The following is a 15700-nucleotide window of genomic DNA, read 5'->3' as shown; positions in this document are numbered from 1 at the left end:
TCGGCTGGAGCGGGTATTCTTAGGGGCTATGAGCCTCGCACATGCATCTGTCACCGTGCTGCGTACATGCCTAGTCCAGGCAGTACGTGGCGCTGATGCATTCGCGCTGCGTTTATTGCAGCGCACCGAATATGCGTTGGAGCAGACGCTCTCAACGGATTTTTCCTTTGCAAGGCGCGATGTGCTCAGTGCGGCGCTGCACAACCTGCAGCAGCACCGGACCTCGATCATCAACAGCTTTCCGCAGAACTTGCTGGAAGCACTGGTCCTGTCAGCGCGCCAACCTTTTTCCTTTAGTGCCCAGACGCTGGACACTGGCACTGGGCAGCTTTTACCACTGGCTTCCATGGCGGAGTCAGCAAGTCGTCAGCTCAAGGCTGAGCACAAACTGGTGCAACTGATCTCCCCGCAGGTCGAGCTGGCACTGGCCGATCTGGATGCGTTGATGAGTGGTGCACAGGGTCTGGAATCTGCCCATCCCGAGTGCAACCCGCTGCGACTGGAAAACTATGTACGGGCCCTGAGCCAGTCATTGACAGCATTGCAGCCCGCTACTGAAGTGGCCGATTGCTGGCGCGAGTTCATGGTGCAGCAACTGGGCGCGTTACTCGTCAGTGAATACTCCCGCGCCGCTAATCTGTTGCGTCAGCAGGGCGTGCAGCCTGCGCGTTATGGCGCAGACGTTGATGCCCAACCTCAGTGCCTGCTGACCCTGCGTTTGCTACAGGAAATGGCATCAGACCTGCGCTGGATTGACGACATGCGCTGCACCGTGCCGCAGTCGCTGACCGATTCCATGTTAGCGGGCTGGCCGGCGACTGAGCCTGCTCCCGTCGCGATGCCAGACCGCGGGCAAGGCCTGCAGCCGGGCTGGACTTCATATTCCGCCTCTGCATTGCAGAACACGCATCAGCCCTGGGTATCCAGTTCTCTTGGTGGGTTGCGACCGGCGCAGCCGAGTCAGGCACCTATCTCGCTGATTCATATGCGCACGCTGCAGCGCATGATGAGCCATATGACCAGTGACGGGCGTTTGCTGCCCGCAGTGCAAAAAGTGCTGCGACACCTGGAGCCTGTGCTGCATCAGCTCGTGGTGCATGACCGTAGCTTTTTTGACGATCGGATGCATCCGGCACGGCAATTGCTTGATGAGCTGACGGCACGCAGCCTGTGGTTTTCCAGCGAATCTGCTCTGGGCTTTGCGCACTTTATTGCCGTGGCCGAAGCGGCCACGAACAAGCTCGCCAGCCTTGCTCAGGTGAATGCAGCCATGTTTTCGCAGGCACTGCAATATGTGCGTGAGCAGTGGCCGCCAGAAGGGCGGATGAGCCGTATTGTCGCACTGGGCTCGCAGGCCGATGGTGAGCAATCTACCCAGCAAGGGTTGATGAGTTCGGCCTTGGGGCTGGTAGATCGCCAGATGGTGAGTGCCGTTATGGAGCAGGCGCAGCCCGATGCCATGCAGCTGGCGCAGATGATTCGCAGCCTGCCCAGCGCCAAGGGCGTGCCTGAAGATATTCTGGATTTTGTGACCGGCCCTTGGGCGGGTGTCATTGCACAGGCGCAGCAACAGGCTTTGCAAAAGGGCGGGACTGCTCAGGAGCGTGATCCCGGTGGTTATCTGGCTTTGGTGCCCAGTTTGCTGTGGAGCGTGTCACCTCAGGCGTCTCAAGATGTAGAGCGGCTGGTGACCATTGCCCCCAAGCTTCAGCGCCGCTTGGCGCGGGGACTGCGCGGCGTGGGCCGTACGGATGTCGAGATTGCGGCGCTGGCAGCCCGTCTGGGTAGCTTGCAGCAGCGTGTTCTGGATGCTGCCGAAGCTGCGTGCCTGCGCGCAGAAAGCTTTTTGGCGACGGATGTGCTGGATGAGTTGCCCAGCATGCTGGTTGGGCTCGATGGGGCGACGGAAACCGTGCATGCGGGTCTGGACTCGTCACCGCCGGTTTTGACCGAAATGATGGATGTGGTGTTTGACTTTGCTCCCGAGCCTGAAGCCAAGCCGCTGCACCCACTCAAGCCAGCGGTGCCGTTCGCGTTCAGGCCTGAACCCGTAAGGCGAGAGCCTGCTGTCGTGGTCGAACCGGTGGTTGCCCCTGCCTCCGCCCAAGCCCCGCAGCCCAATGGCGCTGAACTCTTCGAATGGCCGCTGGGCACCTGGGTGGAGCTGCGCAACGAGCGCCAGCAACTGCGTACCAAGCTGACCTGGGTCAGCCCGCAACAAAGCCTGTTCCTCTTTACAGCAGAGGATGGCAGCACCCAGTCTATGACGCGGCGCATGCGCGACAAGTTGCTGACACAAGGTCAGCTGCGTCGCCTTGAGGCAATGGCCTAATTCTTGGCATTGAAATCTTGATAGCTAGGCAGCGTTGCCTGTCCTGCGACCTGCACCGACTGCGCCAGCAAAATAGCGCGGACCGTCGCTACCGCGACGGCTTCTGCTGCAAGCGTGCTAAGTGTCATCATTCCCGGACTTTTACCGCTCTGGCCTGTCCCCAGTGCAAACAGGCTGTCGCCATCACTCATGGTGTGCACGGGGTTGATAGCGCGGGCCAGACCGTCATGGGCCACTACGGCCAATCGATGGGCCTGCGCCTTGGTGATGATGGCATCGGTGGCGACCACGCCAATCGTGGTGTTGCTGCCTGCCAGAATGGGGCGGGGCTCTTCGCCGGCCAGCAAGGCATCGCGCGTGTTGCGCAACTGTTGACCATCAGCGGTGCGTGCTCCCGCCAATAGCTCGCCATTGAAGGGGTTGAACACATCGCCCAGCGCATTGCAGGCAATGATGGCGCCCACGGTCACACCATCCACGGTAAAGCTGGCCGTGCCAATACCCCCCTTCATGGCACGCTCATGGCCAAAAACTTTGCCCACCACGGCCCCTGCACCTGCGCCCACGCTGCCTTCGGCGGGGCGATCGGTGTGGGCGCTCTGGCAGGCGGCGTAGCCCGCAGCGGCATCGGGGCGAATGCGCATATCGCCCAGCATCACATCAAACAACACGGCGGCGGGTACCAGTGGAATGCGGCCCACGCCAATGTTCAGGCCTGCGCCTTGCTCTTCCAGCCACTGAACGGCGCCGCTGGCAGCATCCAGCCCCCAGGCGCTGCCACCTGCCAGCATGATGCCGTGCACCTCCTGCACCAGATTGCTGGGGTGCAGCAAATCCGTCTCGCGCGTGCCCGGTGCTGCACCACGCACATCCACGCCGCCAACAGCGCCTTCAGCGCAGAGCACGGCGGTGCAGCCGGTGGGGCGGCGCGCATCGGTGAACTGTCCCACGCGAATGCCTTTGACGCGGGCGATATGGCCTTGGTGGGCCAGCAGGTCTTGGATGGACGAGATAGAGGTCATGCACAGGCTCCCGGAGATCTTTTATATGCTTTTCAAGATAAACAGATGGGTTTTTATTCTTAAGAGTGGGCTCTAAGAAGGTTCATACTTACTCACATTGTTGCAGCGCGGTAAACAAATGAGAACTGTGCTGCGAAAGCGCATTCAATTCAAGGAGTGATTCATGTCTGCCCATTTCTCTTTTGCCGCTAACCGCCGCACCGTGCTGGCAACTGCTGCTCTGGCCTTTGCCGTCACTCTGGGCGCTCCTGCCATGGCGCAAGACGCAGCCAAGAAAAACCTGCTGATTGGCGCCACCGCAGGCTCCAACTATGACCTGCTACAAAAAGGCATCGTGCCTCAGCTGCAGAAAAAGGGTTACCAGATCAAGCTGATCGAGTTTAACGACTATGTTCAGCCGAACCTCGCGCTGTCCGACGGCTCGCTCGACGCCAACTTCTTCCAGCACCGTGCTTACTTTGACCAGTTCACTGCCGACCGCAAGCTGGCGCTGACTGCTATTGCTCAAGGCCCGGTGGCGCCCATGGGCATCTACAGCAAGAAGCACAAGGGTCTGGCCGATATCAAGAGCGGCGCCAAGGTCGCTCTGCCCAATGACCCCAGCAACCTCGCCCGCGCACTGCTGGTGCTGCAGCAGGCTGGCCTCGTCAAGGTCAAGGAAGGCGTGAACCCCGCCCGTATCTCCGAGCTGGACTTGGCTGCCAACACCCACAAGCTGAAGTTTGTGGCGCTGGAAGCCGCCCAGCTGCCCCGCGTGCTTGAAGATGCTGATTATGTGGTGGTCAACGGCAACTTTGCCGTCTCGTCCGGCCTGAAGCTGAGCGAAGCCGTGGTGCTGGAAAAGACCCCCGATCTGTACCTGAACGTGGTGGCCGTGAAAACCGGCAACGAAAAGTCGCAATGGGCGCAGGATCTGGCAGCAGCCTACCGTTCGCCCGAGTTCAAGGCCGTGGTGGACAGCCAGTTTCCTGGCTATTCCAAGCCGACATTTCTGAAGTAAGCCAAGTTGGCGTAAAGCCGTTGGCTGGAGAAAAAGGACCGGAGCTACCGGTCCTTTTTTCGTGGACGCACAAATGGTGCCAGCTTCTGGTTCTCGGCTCTCAGTCGGATTGCAGGGCTTGCCGCACGGCATGGCTGTCCACGAACTGCTCCATGCGCATGATTTTTCCATTTTCAAGGCTGTAGAGGTGGGCAAAGCTGGCAGTCATGGGTTTACCGGTGGCGCGATAAATGCCCGAGTAGACGCCGAAGGCGGCCACGCGCTGTCCATCGGCCAGGTAGGTGTGAACCTGGGCCTGATAGTTTTCCCATTCCATGGTCAGGCGCTGGAATACGCCGGAAATGATCTGCTCGGCACCGACATAAGTGCCAGCGTAGGGAAAGCCGGCAGCTTCCGTCCAGCGGGTATCCGGGGTCAGCAAGGCCCGCAGATTTTTGACGTTTCTTGCGGCAAGCCTTCATAGGTCGCGCGAATGAGGTCGAGGTTTGTAGTCATGCTCAACCCCATTTCATCTCGCCCTTGGCGACCTTGGCGCCAATCTGCAGCGCAGCAGCCAAGCCTGCATTCGGGTAGCGACGCTGCATAGCAGCAATCAATGCCTCGGCGTTGGCGGCCTGGGCCAATTCCTGCTCAAAGGCCAGCAGGTAGTCGCGGGTGTAGTGGATGGCCGAGACATCGAGCGCGCCGTTAGCCGCCATATGGCCTGGCACGACCACGGAGGGCTGGCGTGCAGCCATGGCTTCCAGGTTTTTGATCCAGGCGGCGCGAGAGGCTGGAGTGGGCGTATCTGCCGTCCAGACATGCAGGCCCGAGAAAATCAGCACGCCGCCGAATACGGCATTTAGCGAGGGCACCCACAGATAGCGGCGGTTGTCCATGCCCTGGGCTTTTACGATCTCGATGGTCTTGCCTTCCAGCGTCAGCGACGGCGCATCGAAGGCCTCGGGCAAGACAATGTCGGCCAGCTTCTGTGGCCCGTTTTCCTTGAGCTGGGGGGCCCAAGTGTCAATCTTCTTTTGCACATTGGCGCGGATGGCGGCCAGCGTGTCGGATGCGGCAATTACCCTGGCCTGTGGAAACGCTGCCTTGATGGGCCCCAGGCTGAAATAGTAGTCGGGGTCGCTCTGGCTGATGTAGATGGTGGTCAACGTCTTGCCTGAAGCCTTGATGGCCTCCGCCACGGCGCGGCCATCGGGCAGGGAGAAGCCCCCGTCGATCAGCATGGCTTCCTTGTCGCCGGACAGCAGCACCGGGGCGCGGAAAAAGCCTTTTTCACCTGCTGGGAAATGCTTCCATTGCAGCGGCGCACCGGTGTTGTTCGATGGGGCAGCGCAGCCCGCCAGAGCGGTGGCCGCACCAGCGGCAGTGGCGGTGAGAACGAAGTGGCGACGAGTCAGCATATGGGTTTCCTGTTGAGTTTGGTCGAGGTCCGATTCCAGAACTCGTCACGCAGGGTTTGCGGGCACCGGGCTTGGTTTCAGGCTAGGTAGCAATGTTAGAAAGAATGCATTGACAAATAAATAGCGATGAAATAGATAGACCGTATGCATAAAGCAAACAATAACGAGGAGCCCGGCGCGAGTAACTTCGCCAACCTCAAGCGACTGGCGTACTTTGCGGCCGTGGTCGAGACGGGCAGCTTCACGGCTGCTGCCGACCGTCTGGGTATCACCAAGGCCGTGGTCAGCCAGCAGGTGGCCAGACTGGAGCGTGAGTTCAGAGCGAGCTTGCTCACGCGCACGACGCGCAGGGTCGCACCCACGGACGCCGGCAGAGCGTTTTACCAGCGCTGCGCGCTAATACTCAAGGAGGCGGGTGAGGCCTTTGACGAACTGGCCGAGGTGGCGGCGGAGCCCACAGGCACGCTGCGGCTGACGGCGGCGCTGGACTACGGCATCGCCGCCGTCGTGCCGGCCATCGCAGAGTTCACACGCCGTTATCCGCAGTGCAAGGTGGATGCCGTGCTCAGCGATCAGTCTGTCGATTTGATGTCTGGGCAGGTGGAACTGGCGATTCGCGTTGGCTGGCTGACGCAGCTCAATCTGCAGGCCAGGCAGGTCGGCAGCTTCAATCAATTGCTGGTGGCCGCGCCTTCCTGGGCCGCACAGGTGCAGAGGCTGAATGAGCCCCAAGAGATAGAGGTGCTGCCTTTTGTGGCGAACACCGCGCTGCGAGATCCGGCGCACTGGTGTTTTTCGCATACAGATCAGAGAGTCCAGAACGTGGCCGTTCATCCCATTGTCTCGTTGGACGCAACGCTGGCGGTGCAAGAGGCCGTGCGCCAGGGTGTCGGCCTTTCGGTGTTGCCGGACTATGTGGTCGCCTCAGATCTGGCTGGCGGGCGGCTTATACAGGTTCTGCCAGCGTGGCATTTGCCGGACGGCGGCATTCATGCCGTATTCCCGGCAGCACGTTTTCGCGCAGCCAAGGTCAGGGCTTTTGTGGATTTACTGATTGAAAGAGAGGGGCGGGAAGCCGGTTTTGCAACACCGGGCTTACCTGGATAAGGGGCACCCTCCTCCCAGAGGAAGCCTATGCGAAAGACGTAAGAGATGGTCTATATATGAATTTTTAGATAAAGAGATGGATTTTTGTTGTTTTGAGATTGTTCGCCTTGTCTTGATACTGCATCTGGCCAGTGCTTTTCGCCGTCTTATCAAGGCCGTCGGCCCCAGAGATTTCATTCAAGAAACCATAGGAGCATTTCATGGACTTTCCCTTCTCCGTAGTGCAGGCTCGCCGTCGTTTTCTGGCTGTGGCGGCCCTCGCCATGGCCGGCACTACAGCGCTGGTAACGGCTCTGCCGGTGGCTGCTCAGGATACGAGCAAAAAGCAGCTGGTGATTGGCGGCACGGCGGGCTCGAACATCGACCAGCTGCAGGCGGGTATCGTCCCCATCCTGCAAAAGAAGGGCTACAAGGTCAAACTGGTAGAGTTCAATGACTATGTCCAGCCCAATCTGGCGCTGGCCGACGGCTCTCTCGATGCCAACTTCTTCCAGCACGAGGTGTATTTCAACCAGTTCAAGAGCGATCGCAAGCTGGATCTGGCTGCTCTGGTGCAAGGGCCTATTGCGCCCATGGGCGTATACAGCAAGCAGCGCAAAAGCCTGGCTGATCTGAAGGAAGGCGACCGTGTGGCCCTGCCCAATGACGCCAGCAATCTGGCGCGCGGTATTTTGCTGCTGCAGCAGGCTGGGCTGGTCAAGCTAAAGGAAGGCGTGAACCCGCTGCGTGTCTCGGAGCTGGACCTGGCATCCAACCCCAAGAAAATCAAGCTGGTGCCGCTGGATGCGGCCCACCTGCCGCGCGCCCTGGATGATGCGCAGTACGCCATCATCAACGGCAACTTCGCGATTTCCTCGGGCCTGAAACTTTCGGACTCCGTCTTGCTGGAAAAGACGCCCGAGCAGTATCTGAACATCGTGGCCGTCAAGTCCAAAGACAAGAACAGCCAGTGGGCCAAGGATCTGGCCGAGGCTTACAAGTCCGTGGAATTCAAGTCCGTGGTGGATAGCAAGTTTTCCGGCTACGCCAAGCCGGCCTTTCTGCAGTAAGCAATCAATAGGCAGTAGAGGTTCTTGCCTGAACCTCATCCTGCAAGTGGTGCAGCGCGCGCAGCTCGATCTGCTGCAGCTGCGCCATCTGCTTTGGGGACAGTGATTGCAGCAAGGCGGCGGCGCCAAAGTCGCTGAGCACGGCTTCGCCCGTTGCCGCATTCCAGAGGATGTTGTGCGCATACAGATCGCCATGCAGCACGCCGCGCGCATGCAGGTGAGCGACAGCGCTTTGCATGCCTTGCAGCAGGTACTGAGCGGCCTGCTGTGAAAAATGCTGCTCAGCGCCGTAAACATCGCGCGTGCAGCTCTCAAAACTGGGGGGCTGCGCCAGTGCCTGCATGGCGGCTGGCAACAGTGGCAAGGCCATGGCCAGTTGCTGCTCGGGTAGGCCGCTGACCGGGCCTAGCGGCGTCAGCAGGTTGGGGTGGCTGCCTGCCGCAAGCCCTGCCGCCAGTTCAGATTGCGGCGTACCGTCGCTGGTGTGGGCGGCTTTGAAAACCTTCAGCGCCAGAGCATGGCCTGCATGGTTGGCGCGGTAGATGTGGCCGCTGGCGCCTTCGCCCAGTTTTTCACCTATCCGCAGGTTTTGATAAGAAATGGACTCTATCCCATGCTCATCAAGCGCTAGCAGCTCACTTTTTTGAGTAATAGGGTTGCCAGCCATGGCCAACCAGGCCAACTGCGGCAGTGCAAAGATCAGCTCTGGGAGCTGCTCAAAACGGTTGCTGGCAATGCGCAGCAGCTCCAGCTTCTGGCACTGGACCAGAGCCTCAGGCAGTTGCTGCAACTGATTGCAAGACAGCATGAGCTTTTGCAAACGCGTGCACAGGCCTATGGATTCTGGCAGGGCTTGGATCCGGTTGTCGGTCAGGATCAGCCAGCGCAGGCGTGGCGGCAGGCTTTGCTCGGGAACATGGGTAATCTGGCAGGCCTTGAAGCCCACCATCTCCAGCTCTGGCATCTGGCCCAGCACGGTGGGCAGCTCAGTGAACGGATTGTTCGAGGCAAACAGAATGCGCAGCTTTTTGAAGCGCGGCAGATCGGCAGGGAGCTGGCTGAGCTGGTTGCCCGACAGGTCCAGAATTTCCAGCGAATCAGCCAGCGCATGTAGCGCCTGTGGAAACTCCGTCAGTGCATCGCTGATGCGGATATGGCGGGCACCGGCCAGCGTACCTTCGGCTAACTGAGAGTGAAATTGCTTGAGCGTCAACATGGAGCCGCAGTCTAAGCGCAGCATCGAATGAAAATCTTTAACGCCTTGCAGGCATTGGCGCTGGCAGAGCTGTATGCGGTGGCTTGGTAGGACTTGCCGCTCAGCCAGCGGGAATCTTCAGCGCAGAGCTACCGCGCTGCGATCCTGTATCAGCCAGAAGCGCTGCTGAAGGTATTGGGGTGAATAGTTTCTGATCAAGTCAGCGTGAACTAGCGTGGGCTTATTGAACCCACAGCACCTCAAACTGCTGGACCAGTATCGATACCTCATCACCCTCGCACTTGCCCAGCATGGCCCTGCCCAAGGGGGCTTTGCAGCTGATGATCTGAACGAGTTCAGTGCCGCAGACCAGCTTCATGCTTCCCCCATCCGGGCCGAGAAAGAGCTGCTGCTGCTTGCCGTCGGCATCCACCAGGCAGACCAACGCGCCTAGCTGTATCCCTTCGCTGGCGCTGTAGGGGCGCGGGCGGAACTGCTGCCAATGGGCCATCGCCTGGCGGATGGCTTCGGCGCGTCTAGCCTTGCCAGTGGCCAGATAGGCGGCTTCGAGACCCAAAGTGTCGTATTTGTTTTCGGCGATGTTTTCTTCGTGAGTCGCCGTCTCATGGGCCGCCCGCGCTGCCTGCTCGACTTGAAGCAGGTCCTTGGCTAGCCGTTCCAGCACCTGCTGCTGCAGCAACAATTTATCCATAGTGAAAGGTATATATCTCGAACAAGTGGGAAGGAGGCCTTGACTATGAAGTGCCTCACCCGCATGAATCAGTACTGCTTTGATACTTAGTCGCCTTACAGGCCCAAATCTGTTGCTGCTCTCTTTAATTCTGCGAACTGGTAGTCCTGCACGGTCTGCCTGGAAGAGATGGCGCGGTTGTTGGGTCCCGCGATGAGCAGCCAAGCCGTTGCTCCTTCTTCCTGCGGGTGCGGCATTGCAAACATCAGGAACTCGCAGTCGATGCCCCAAACGTCATCGACTTGCATATCTTTGCACTGTGATGGAATGTGCATGAAGGTCACGCGGTCGCTGACGGCACGCAGCAACTCATCGTCTTGTGGATCTAGTGCTTCCGGTGACCCCTGCATAGGATCAATGAAGACAATCATGGGCGTACTGCTGAATGAGTCATGGGCCCAATCTTCCTTTTCGCGTTGGAACATCAGCGTTGCCTTGCCCGTGAAAGCGAAGCCGGATTCGTCATCTCCATACTTGAAGGCCTTGGCAGTAGCGACCGCCTGCGCATAGCCTTCGTCGTCAATACCTACAAAGCGCAAGTCTTCAGTGATGCTCGTCATGTTTCCATCCAAAAAATAAGCCCGATCCAAACACTCGGATCGGGCCTTGTTTAATCAGCCAATTATCAGTGACTTGGCAGTCGCGAAATCTACTCTTTCAAGACCCGTGATTCCGAAGCTAATAAGCACCGCTAGCTGACATACAAGAACCCACACGGCGGCAAACCCGCATCTGTCGATATCGGTGACGAGGTCTGTCTGACCATGAAGCACCGACATATCGCCTTTGTATATGCGCAGTGGCAGGAAGATACCCAGGGACAACCTGTTTGGTGCAAACATGCGCAGGCAGCCGGGGTGTCCGAAAAACGCGGCATAGGAGGAGCTGCGCTTGAGGTGGCTTTTCTCATGGCTCCGGTTTTGACGCCCGTCGCTTCTCAGGAGAAAATCGCCGTCGGCCGACTCATTCAGGTGCTGGACAAGCCCTGGCCGGCAAGGTTTGCCTACTATGCGGTGACTCAGCCTGGAGCGACTGACCGTAATGAAGTGCGTGTGTTCTTGGATTGGATTCGCGAAGAAGCGGCCAAGTGAGGCCGCGACCAGAGCCCGGCTGCGATGTTTAACGAATGTGCTGCATCTACCGGTTGAATCCACGCCCGCTTGCCATGCTGATCCAGTCGTCAGGATGCCGGTTGAATGCGCGTGATGATCAACGCGCCTTCTTTTTCTTCGGCGCGGAACAGCACCTTGTCGCCAGCTTTGATGGCTGCAGGCTTGGCCGATTCAGCCAGCGCAAACACCATGGTCATGGGCGGCATGTCCAGGTTCTTGATTTCCTCATGGCGAATGGTGAGCTTGCCGCTACGGGCATCGACACGGGTGACTTCACCAGCGGTCAGCACAGCCTCAGCGCCGGGGGCAGCGGCAACAGCAGCGCTGTGGTCGCCGTGACCGGCGTGGGCAGAGTGGTCCTGCGCAAAAGCAGGGGTGGCCAGCGCAGCGCTGAGGGCCAGAATAGACAGAATGGTTTTCATGAGTTTCTCCAGAAATGGTGCTCGCGGGTCTTAGCCGCGATAGCTGGTGAAGACGCGGGTCGATACATCGCTGTTCATCAGGTTTTTGGTGACCAGCAGCACGTCGTAGGGGTCTTTGCGGCCGTTGTATTCAGGGCCGTCCATGCCGGGGCTGCCAATGGGCATGCCGGGCACGGTGATACCCAGTGCCTTGGGCTTTTCCCTGAGCAGCTTGTGCACATCGGCGGCGGGCACATGGCCTTCTACAAAATAGCCGCCGACCAGTGCGGTGTGGCAGGAGCCCAGACGCTGGGGCAGGCCCATCTTGGCGCGCACGGCGCTGTTGCCCACGTCGTGGACTTGGACGGCAAAGCCGGCTTTTTCCATGAGAACGATCCAGTCCTTGCAGCAGCCGCAGTTCGGGTTTTTCCAGACTTCCATGGCGGTCTTGGCCGTGGCTTTGTTCGCGAAGGCGGGCAGGGCAGCCATGCTAGCGGCGGCGGCCAGCAGGTGCAGGGCGTGGCGGCGGGTGGTGGTTTGCATGGGGTGATTCCTTTTCAACAGTTATTCGGTGACGGTGAAGCGGCCTGTCATGCCAGCCTGGTAGTGGCCGGCAATCAGGCAGGCAAAGTCAAAGTTGCCTGCGCGGTTAAAGCTCCAGACCAGGTCTTCGCTTTTGCCGGGCGCGACATGGGCCATATAGGGCTCGGCATGCTCCATGCCGGGGTACTTGAGCATCATCTGCGCGTGTTCATCCAGGCTGGTCTGGGTGCCCAGCACCACTTCGTGCATCACCTGGCCTTTGTTCACCACGCGCAGGCGCAGTGTTTCGCCCTTTTTTACGCTGAAGTGGCTGGGCGCAAAGCGCATGTCGTCGCTCATGTTCAGAGTGATGGTGCGCTGGGCATCCTGGGCCTTGCCTGCAATGCCCCAGGTCTTTTGTTGTGGGGTGGCGGCTGTCGGTGCATGGCTGATATTTCCATGCGCAAATGTGGCGCTAGCGCCCGCCAATAAGGCGCAGGCAGCTATGAATTGCATAGTTTTCATGATGAGCACTCCTTTCAATGGTTGGCGTGGTCTTTGCCGGTATCAGGCTTGCGCACGCTGGCTGCGCCGGGGGCGGTGCCGGGTATGGTCTGGCGCGGGGCGGTTGCATCCAGCGGCGCTCCCTTCCATTCATAGGCTTGTGTGCCCTTGGGCTGCTGGTACCAGCCGGGGTCCTTGTAATCGTTGGCGCCCAGGCCCTTGCGCACCTTGAAGCTGGTGAACATGCCGCCCATCTCGATAGCACCGTAGGGGCCGGTGCCCGTCATCATGGGGAAGGTGTTGTCGGGCAGGGGCATTTCCATGGCCCCCATATCGCCCATGCCGCGCTCGCCCATCAGCATGTAGTCGGGCACGATTTTTTGAATCTTGCCAACCAGCCCCCGGTGGTCCACGCCAATCATGGTGGGCACATCGTGGCCCATGGCGCCCATGGTGTGGTGGCTTTTGTGGCAGTGAAATGCCCAGTCGCCGGGCTCGTCTGCGATAAAGTCCACTTGGCGCATCTGGCCCACGGCCACGTCCGTCGTCACCTCGGGCCAGCGCGAACCCTTGGGCGTGGGACCGCCGTCGGTGCCCGTCACTTCGAACTCATGGCCGTGGATGTGAATGGGGTGGTTGGTCATGGTCAGATTGCCCACGCGGATGCGGACCCGGTCGCCTTGTTTGGCCACCATGGGTGTGATGGCGGGGAAGGCGCGGCTGTTGAAAGTCCAGATGTTGAAATCCGTCATTTCGTTGATGCGCGGCGTCATGGTGCCGGGCTCGACCGCGTATGCGCTGAGCAAGAAGGCGTAGTCGCGCTGCACATCGTCGATCAGCGGGTGCTTTCCCTTGGGGTGGGTGATCCACAAGCCCATCATGCCCATGGCCATCTGCACCATTTCGTCGGAATGCGGGTGGTACATGAAGGTGCCGGGGCGGCGTGCTTCAAACTCGTAGACAAAGGTTTTTCCGGGCGGGATATGCGGCTGGTTCAACCCACCCACGCCGTCCATGCCATTGGGCAGGCGCTGGCCATGCCAGTGGATGGTGGTGTTCTCCGGCAGGCGGTTGGTGACAAAGATGCGTACCTTGTCGCCTTCCACCACCTCGATCGTGGGGCCGGGCGACTGGCCGTTGTAGCCCCACATATTGACGAAAAAGCCCGGTGCCACCTCACGCACCACGGGCTCGGCCACCAGGTGGAATTCCTTGACGCCCGCATTCATGCGCCACGGCGTGGTCCAGCCATTGAGCGTAACCACGGGCTGGTAGGGACGGCCGTTGGGTGGCGTGAGTGGCGCAGCGGTATCGGCACTGCTTTGCATGACGGGCTCGGGCAGGGCTGCCATGGCGACCTTGCTAACGGAGGCGGCGGCGACTGCGGCAGCAGCGCCGGTGAAAAAATTGCGGCGTTGCATATCAGTGACCTGCCTCGGGAGCTGCAGCGGGCGCTGCGGTGTTAACTGTGGGCGATGTACCAGGTGATGTACCTGTTAAGGCCAGTTGAAGATCGGTCTCGGCCAGCCAGAAGTCGCGTTGCGCCTCGGTTGCCGTGACCACGGCCTGCGTGGTGCTGCGCGCCTGTGCCAGCAGCTGCCAAACGCTCATGAACATGCCGTTGTAGCGGTACACGGTTTCTTCCTGCATCAGCTTGGCAAGAGGAAGCACCTCGGCCTGTTGTTGCTGGGCCAGGTCGTAGGCGGTGCGGTAGCTCAGCCAGTTGCTGCGCGCCTCGCTGCGCGCGCGGATGGCGTTGTCGCGCAGCAGCGATGCGCTGCGCAGTACCTGATTGCGCGCCATGCCGCGTGCGGCAAAGCCCCAGTCAAACAGCGGCAGCGGCACATCGAACTCCCAGCCCTGGGTCTTGTCGCTGTGGCCGGTGGCTCTATCCGTGCTGGTGTTGTTGCTGTAGGTGGCGCCAATATCTCCAAAGATGGAGCCAACCGTGGCCCAGCCTTGGCGGCCCGCCGTCACATCCAGATCGCGGCGCAGCACGCCCAGATCAAGACGCTCTCGCAGGGCCGTGGCTTCGGCGTCATCGCCGCTGCGCAGCTCTGCATTTTTGGGCAGGGCAGGCAGTTGCGCAGGCAGCTTGAAAGCCAGTTGCTGCCCCCACAGACCCATGCGGCGGGCCAGTTGCTCGCGCTCCAGCTGGGCGTTCAGGCGTGCACGCGCCAGCTGGGCGGCGGCTTGCTGTTGCTGGGCCAGTTCACGGGCCTGATCCATCTTGCTGAAGTTGCCGACCTGCGCCATGCGTTTTGCCAGCTCGCCGCCCAGCGCAGCAGCATCGTGCATGCGCTCGTTGGCGGCCAGCGCCTGTTCAGCCGCCACGGCGCGTAGCCAGGCGCGGCGCGTGTCTGCGGCCAGCAGCAGCACTTGCTGGGCTGCCGTCATCGTGGCTTGCTCCATCTGCCAGCCTTGCCAGCGGCTGCGCCAGGGCAGGGTGACAAGCTGCACCAGCCCAAAGCTCAGCTGGCGCTCAATCTCGCGCTCGTGGCCGTTGCGAAAGCGGCCAAAGGTAAAGCTGGGATTGGGTAGGGTCAGCACCTGCACGCGCTGTGCATCGGCAATGCCCAGCTGCGCCAGTTGGGCCTGCAGGCCGGGGTTGTTGAGCAGGGCAATGCGCACGGCCGTGTCGGCATCGACGGGCGTTTTGAGCCAGTCTGTGACCTGCGCTTGTGCATTTTGCTGGGCCTTGGCATCGACAGGCGGCAGCTGTGCGCCTGCGGGCAAACGGCCTTCGGTGCGCTGGGCGACATCGCCTCGCAGCCCGTCGGGCGAGATGCTGGCGCAGCCGGCCAGCACCAGCGCGGCCAGCAGAGGCGAGAGTCGGGTCAGGGGGCGCTTCATCGCTGGCCTCCGTGGTCGTGATGGCCATGCGCAGGCGCGGCCTGATCTGTGTTTTTTGTGGCGGGGTTCTGGGCTTTTTCCCACTTGAGCACATCGCCATGGCCACGCGGAAACTCGGCCACGGCCGCATTGGCGGCCTTCCAGTCGGCGGGCTGGGCAACGATGGCACCGCTGGCAGCCAGCGGCTGGTGCTGCAGGGGCAGGGTGGGCGCAGAGGGGCTAAAGACGGGGTTGTCTTGAGCCGGGATGCTGGCCTGCGGCTGCGCAGCTGTGGTCTGGGCAAAAGCCAGCGGGCTGGCTGTTGCGACAAGCACGAGGGCCGTCAGAGAAAGAGGATGCGCTTTGCGCATAGAGGATTCCTGTCGTCTAAAACCAAGAGAAGGTCCGCAGGTTTGAGCGATAAAAGGCTCTAGCCTAGACAGCAAGCGCGGTGGCTGCTATCAAAAATGCGG

At 60.4% G+C, this 15700-nt stretch carries 17 protein-coding genes and 1 pseudogene; 5 read left to right on the top strand and 13 right to left on the bottom strand.

Annotation, left to right across the window (positions count from 1 at the left end):
* Positions 1 to 28: 28 nt before the first annotated feature.
* Entirely contained in the window at positions 29 to 2332 is a 2304-nt protein-coding gene (locus CLU84_RS13050) for a DUF1631 family protein (protein WP_099737538.1), read from the top strand.
* Here the strand turns inward: CLU84_RS13050 and CLU84_RS13045 are convergent.
* Positions 2329 to 3354, bottom strand: coding sequence for a P1 family peptidase (locus CLU84_RS13045; protein ID WP_099737537.1), 1026 nt, complete (start codon positions 3352 to 3354; stop codon positions 2329 to 2331). The two genes, CLU84_RS13050 and CLU84_RS13045, sit on opposite strands and share 4 nt — an antisense overlap.
* Before the next feature lie 163 nt (positions 3355 to 3517).
* Here CLU84_RS13045 and CLU84_RS13040 point away from each other — a divergent pair, with 163 nt between their 5' ends.
* Positions 3518 to 4354, top strand: a complete 837-nt coding sequence (locus tag CLU84_RS13040) for a MetQ/NlpA family ABC transporter substrate-binding protein (protein WP_099737536.1) — start codon at positions 3518 to 3520, stop codon at positions 4352 to 4354.
* Positions 4355 to 4454: 100 nt separating this feature from the next.
* On the opposite strand, the gene CLU84_RS13035 is transcribed toward CLU84_RS13040, so the two are convergent.
* Together CLU84_RS13035 and CLU84_RS13030 are read right to left on the bottom strand one after the other, a co-directional pair.
* Positions 4455 to 4775 carry a nuclear transport factor 2 family protein gene (locus CLU84_RS13035; protein WP_233210042.1) on the bottom strand — a complete coding sequence of 107 codons (321 nt, stop codon included), beginning with the start codon at positions 4773 to 4775 and terminating at the stop codon, positions 4455 to 4457.
* A 76-nt stretch (positions 4776 to 4851) separates the two neighbouring features.
* A complete protein-coding gene (locus CLU84_RS13030; protein WP_099737535.1) occupies positions 4852 to 5754 on the bottom strand; it encodes an MBL fold metallo-hydrolase in 903 nt (300 codons plus the stop codon).
* Between the two features lie 144 nt (positions 5755 to 5898).
* Here CLU84_RS13030 and CLU84_RS13025 point away from each other — a divergent pair, with 144 nt between their 5' ends.
* Together CLU84_RS13025 and CLU84_RS13020 are read left to right on the top strand one after the other, a co-directional pair.
* Positions 5899 to 6861, top strand: a complete 963-nt coding sequence (locus tag CLU84_RS13025; protein WP_099737534.1) for a LysR family transcriptional regulator — start codon at positions 5899 to 5901, stop codon at positions 6859 to 6861.
* 200 nt (positions 6862 to 7061) lie between these two features.
* On the top strand, positions 7062 to 7910 hold the full coding sequence (locus CLU84_RS13020) for a MetQ/NlpA family ABC transporter substrate-binding protein (protein ID WP_099737533.1): 849 nt from the start codon (positions 7062 to 7064) through the stop codon (positions 7908 to 7910).
* 4 nt (positions 7911 to 7914) lie between these two features.
* Here CLU84_RS13020 and CLU84_RS13015 read toward each other — a convergent pair whose 3' ends face one another.
* The 4 genes and pseudogenes from CLU84_RS13015 to CLU84_RS22465 all read right to left on the bottom strand — a co-directional run.
* Positions 7915 to 9150 (bottom strand): leucine-rich repeat-containing protein kinase family protein, encoded by a 1236-nt coding sequence (locus CLU84_RS13015; protein ID WP_233210041.1) that lies wholly within the window; start codon positions 9148 to 9150, stop codon positions 7915 to 7917.
* A 196-nt stretch (positions 9151 to 9346) separates the two neighbouring features.
* Entirely contained in the window at positions 9347 to 9817 is a 471-nt protein-coding gene (locus CLU84_RS13010; RefSeq protein WP_099737532.1) for a GreA/GreB family elongation factor, read from the bottom strand.
* A gap of 95 nt (positions 9818 to 9912) precedes the next feature.
* Entirely contained in the window at positions 9913 to 10416 is a 504-nt protein-coding gene (locus CLU84_RS13005; RefSeq protein ID WP_099737531.1) for a hypothetical protein, read from the bottom strand.
* A 147-nt stretch (positions 10417 to 10563) separates the two neighbouring features.
* Positions 10564 to 10698: pseudogene (locus tag CLU84_RS22465) on the bottom strand (LLM class flavin-dependent oxidoreductase); the annotation flags it as partial.
* Positions 10699 to 10764: 66 nt separating this feature from the next.
* On the opposite strand from CLU84_RS22465, the gene CLU84_RS12995 reads away from it, so the two are divergent.
* On the top strand, positions 10765 to 10947 hold the full coding sequence (locus CLU84_RS12995; protein ID WP_369826846.1) for a hypothetical protein: 183 nt from the start codon (positions 10765 to 10767) through the stop codon (positions 10945 to 10947).
* An 89-nt stretch (positions 10948 to 11036) separates the two neighbouring features.
* On the opposite strand, the gene CLU84_RS12990 is transcribed toward CLU84_RS12995, so the two are convergent.
* Genes CLU84_RS12990 through CLU84_RS12965 form a run of 6 tightly spaced genes read right to left on the bottom strand, consistent with a single transcriptional unit; the run spans position 11037 to position 15598 of the window.
* On the bottom strand, positions 11037 to 11390 hold the full coding sequence (locus CLU84_RS12990; protein ID WP_099737530.1) for a copper-binding protein: 354 nt from the start codon (positions 11388 to 11390) through the stop codon (positions 11037 to 11039).
* Positions 11391 to 11420: 30 nt separating this feature from the next.
* A complete protein-coding gene (locus tag CLU84_RS12985; protein ID WP_099737529.1) occupies positions 11421 to 11912 on the bottom strand; it encodes a DUF411 domain-containing protein in 492 nt (163 codons plus the stop codon).
* Between the two features lie 21 nt (positions 11913 to 11933).
* Positions 11934 to 12416 (bottom strand): plastocyanin/azurin family copper-binding protein, encoded by a 483-nt coding sequence (locus CLU84_RS12980; RefSeq protein ID WP_099737528.1) that lies wholly within the window; start codon positions 12414 to 12416, stop codon positions 11934 to 11936.
* 14 nt (positions 12417 to 12430) lie between these two features.
* On the bottom strand, positions 12431 to 13816 hold the full coding sequence (locus CLU84_RS12975) for a multicopper oxidase family protein (RefSeq protein ID WP_099737527.1): 1386 nt from the start codon (positions 13814 to 13816) through the stop codon (positions 12431 to 12433).
* 1 nt (position 13817) lies between these two features.
* A complete protein-coding gene (locus tag CLU84_RS12970; protein ID WP_099737526.1) occupies positions 13818 to 15248 on the bottom strand; it encodes a TolC family protein in 1431 nt (476 codons plus the stop codon).
* Entirely contained in the window at positions 15245 to 15598 is a 354-nt protein-coding gene (locus CLU84_RS12965; protein ID WP_099737525.1) for a hypothetical protein, read from the bottom strand. Before CLU84_RS12965 ends, CLU84_RS12970 begins: the two co-directional genes overlap by 4 nt.
* Between the last annotated feature and the right edge of the window lie 102 nt (positions 15599 to 15700).

The organism is Comamonas sp. 26 (assembly GCF_002754475.1).
Classification (GTDB): Bacteria; Pseudomonadota; Gammaproteobacteria; order Burkholderiales; family Burkholderiaceae_C; genus Comamonas.
This window is presented reverse-complemented; position numbering and strand designations above follow the sequence as displayed.

Bases quoted from the DNA above. Each gene is read 5' to 3' on its own strand.
- CLU84_RS13050 (WP_099737538.1), top strand. From the start codon at position 29: ATGAGCCTCGCACATGCATCTGTCACCGTGCTGCGTACATGCCTAGTC.
- CLU84_RS13045 (WP_099737537.1), bottom strand. From the start codon at position 3,354: ATGACCTCTATCTCGTCCATCCAAGACCTGCTGGCCCACCAAGGCCAT.
- CLU84_RS13040 (WP_099737536.1), top strand. From the start codon at position 3,518: ATGTCTGCCCATTTCTCTTTTGCCGCTAACCGCCGCACCGTGCTGGCA.
- CLU84_RS13030 (WP_099737535.1), bottom strand. From the start codon at position 5,754: ATGCTGACTCGTCGCCACTTCGTTCTCACCGCCACTGCCGCTGGTGCG.
- CLU84_RS13025 (WP_099737534.1), top strand. From the start codon at position 5,899: ATGCATAAAGCAAACAATAACGAGGAGCCCGGCGCGAGTAACTTCGCC.
- CLU84_RS13020 (WP_099737533.1), top strand. From the start codon at position 7,062: ATGGACTTTCCCTTCTCCGTAGTGCAGGCTCGCCGTCGTTTTCTGGCT.
- CLU84_RS13015 (WP_233210041.1), bottom strand. From the start codon at position 9,150: ATGCTGCGCTTAGACTGCGGCTCCATGTTGACGCTCAAGCAATTTCAC.
- CLU84_RS13010 (WP_099737532.1), bottom strand. From the start codon at position 9,817: ATGGATAAATTGTTGCTGCAGCAGCAGGTGCTGGAACGGCTAGCCAAG.
- CLU84_RS13005 (WP_099737531.1), bottom strand. From the start codon at position 10,416: ATGACGAGCATCACTGAAGACTTGCGCTTTGTAGGTATTGACGACGAA.
- CLU84_RS12995 (WP_369826846.1), top strand. From the start codon at position 10,765: ATGGCTCCGGTTTTGACGCCCGTCGCTTCTCAGGAGAAAATCGCCGTC.
- CLU84_RS12990 (WP_099737530.1), bottom strand. From the start codon at position 11,390: ATGAAAACCATTCTGTCTATTCTGGCCCTCAGCGCTGCGCTGGCCACC.
- CLU84_RS12985 (WP_099737529.1), bottom strand. From the start codon at position 11,912: ATGCAAACCACCACCCGCCGCCACGCCCTGCACCTGCTGGCCGCCGCC.
- CLU84_RS12980 (WP_099737528.1), bottom strand. From the start codon at position 12,416: ATGAAAACTATGCAATTCATAGCTGCCTGCGCCTTATTGGCGGGCGCT.
- CLU84_RS12975 (WP_099737527.1), bottom strand. From the start codon at position 13,816: ATGCAACGCCGCAATTTTTTCACCGGCGCTGCTGCCGCAGTCGCCGCC.
- CLU84_RS12970 (WP_099737526.1), bottom strand. From the start codon at position 15,248: ATGAAGCGCCCCCTGACCCGACTCTCGCCTCTGCTGGCCGCGCTGGTG.
- CLU84_RS12965 (WP_099737525.1), bottom strand. From the start codon at position 15,598: ATGCGCAAAGCGCATCCTCTTTCTCTGACGGCCCTCGTGCTTGTCGCA.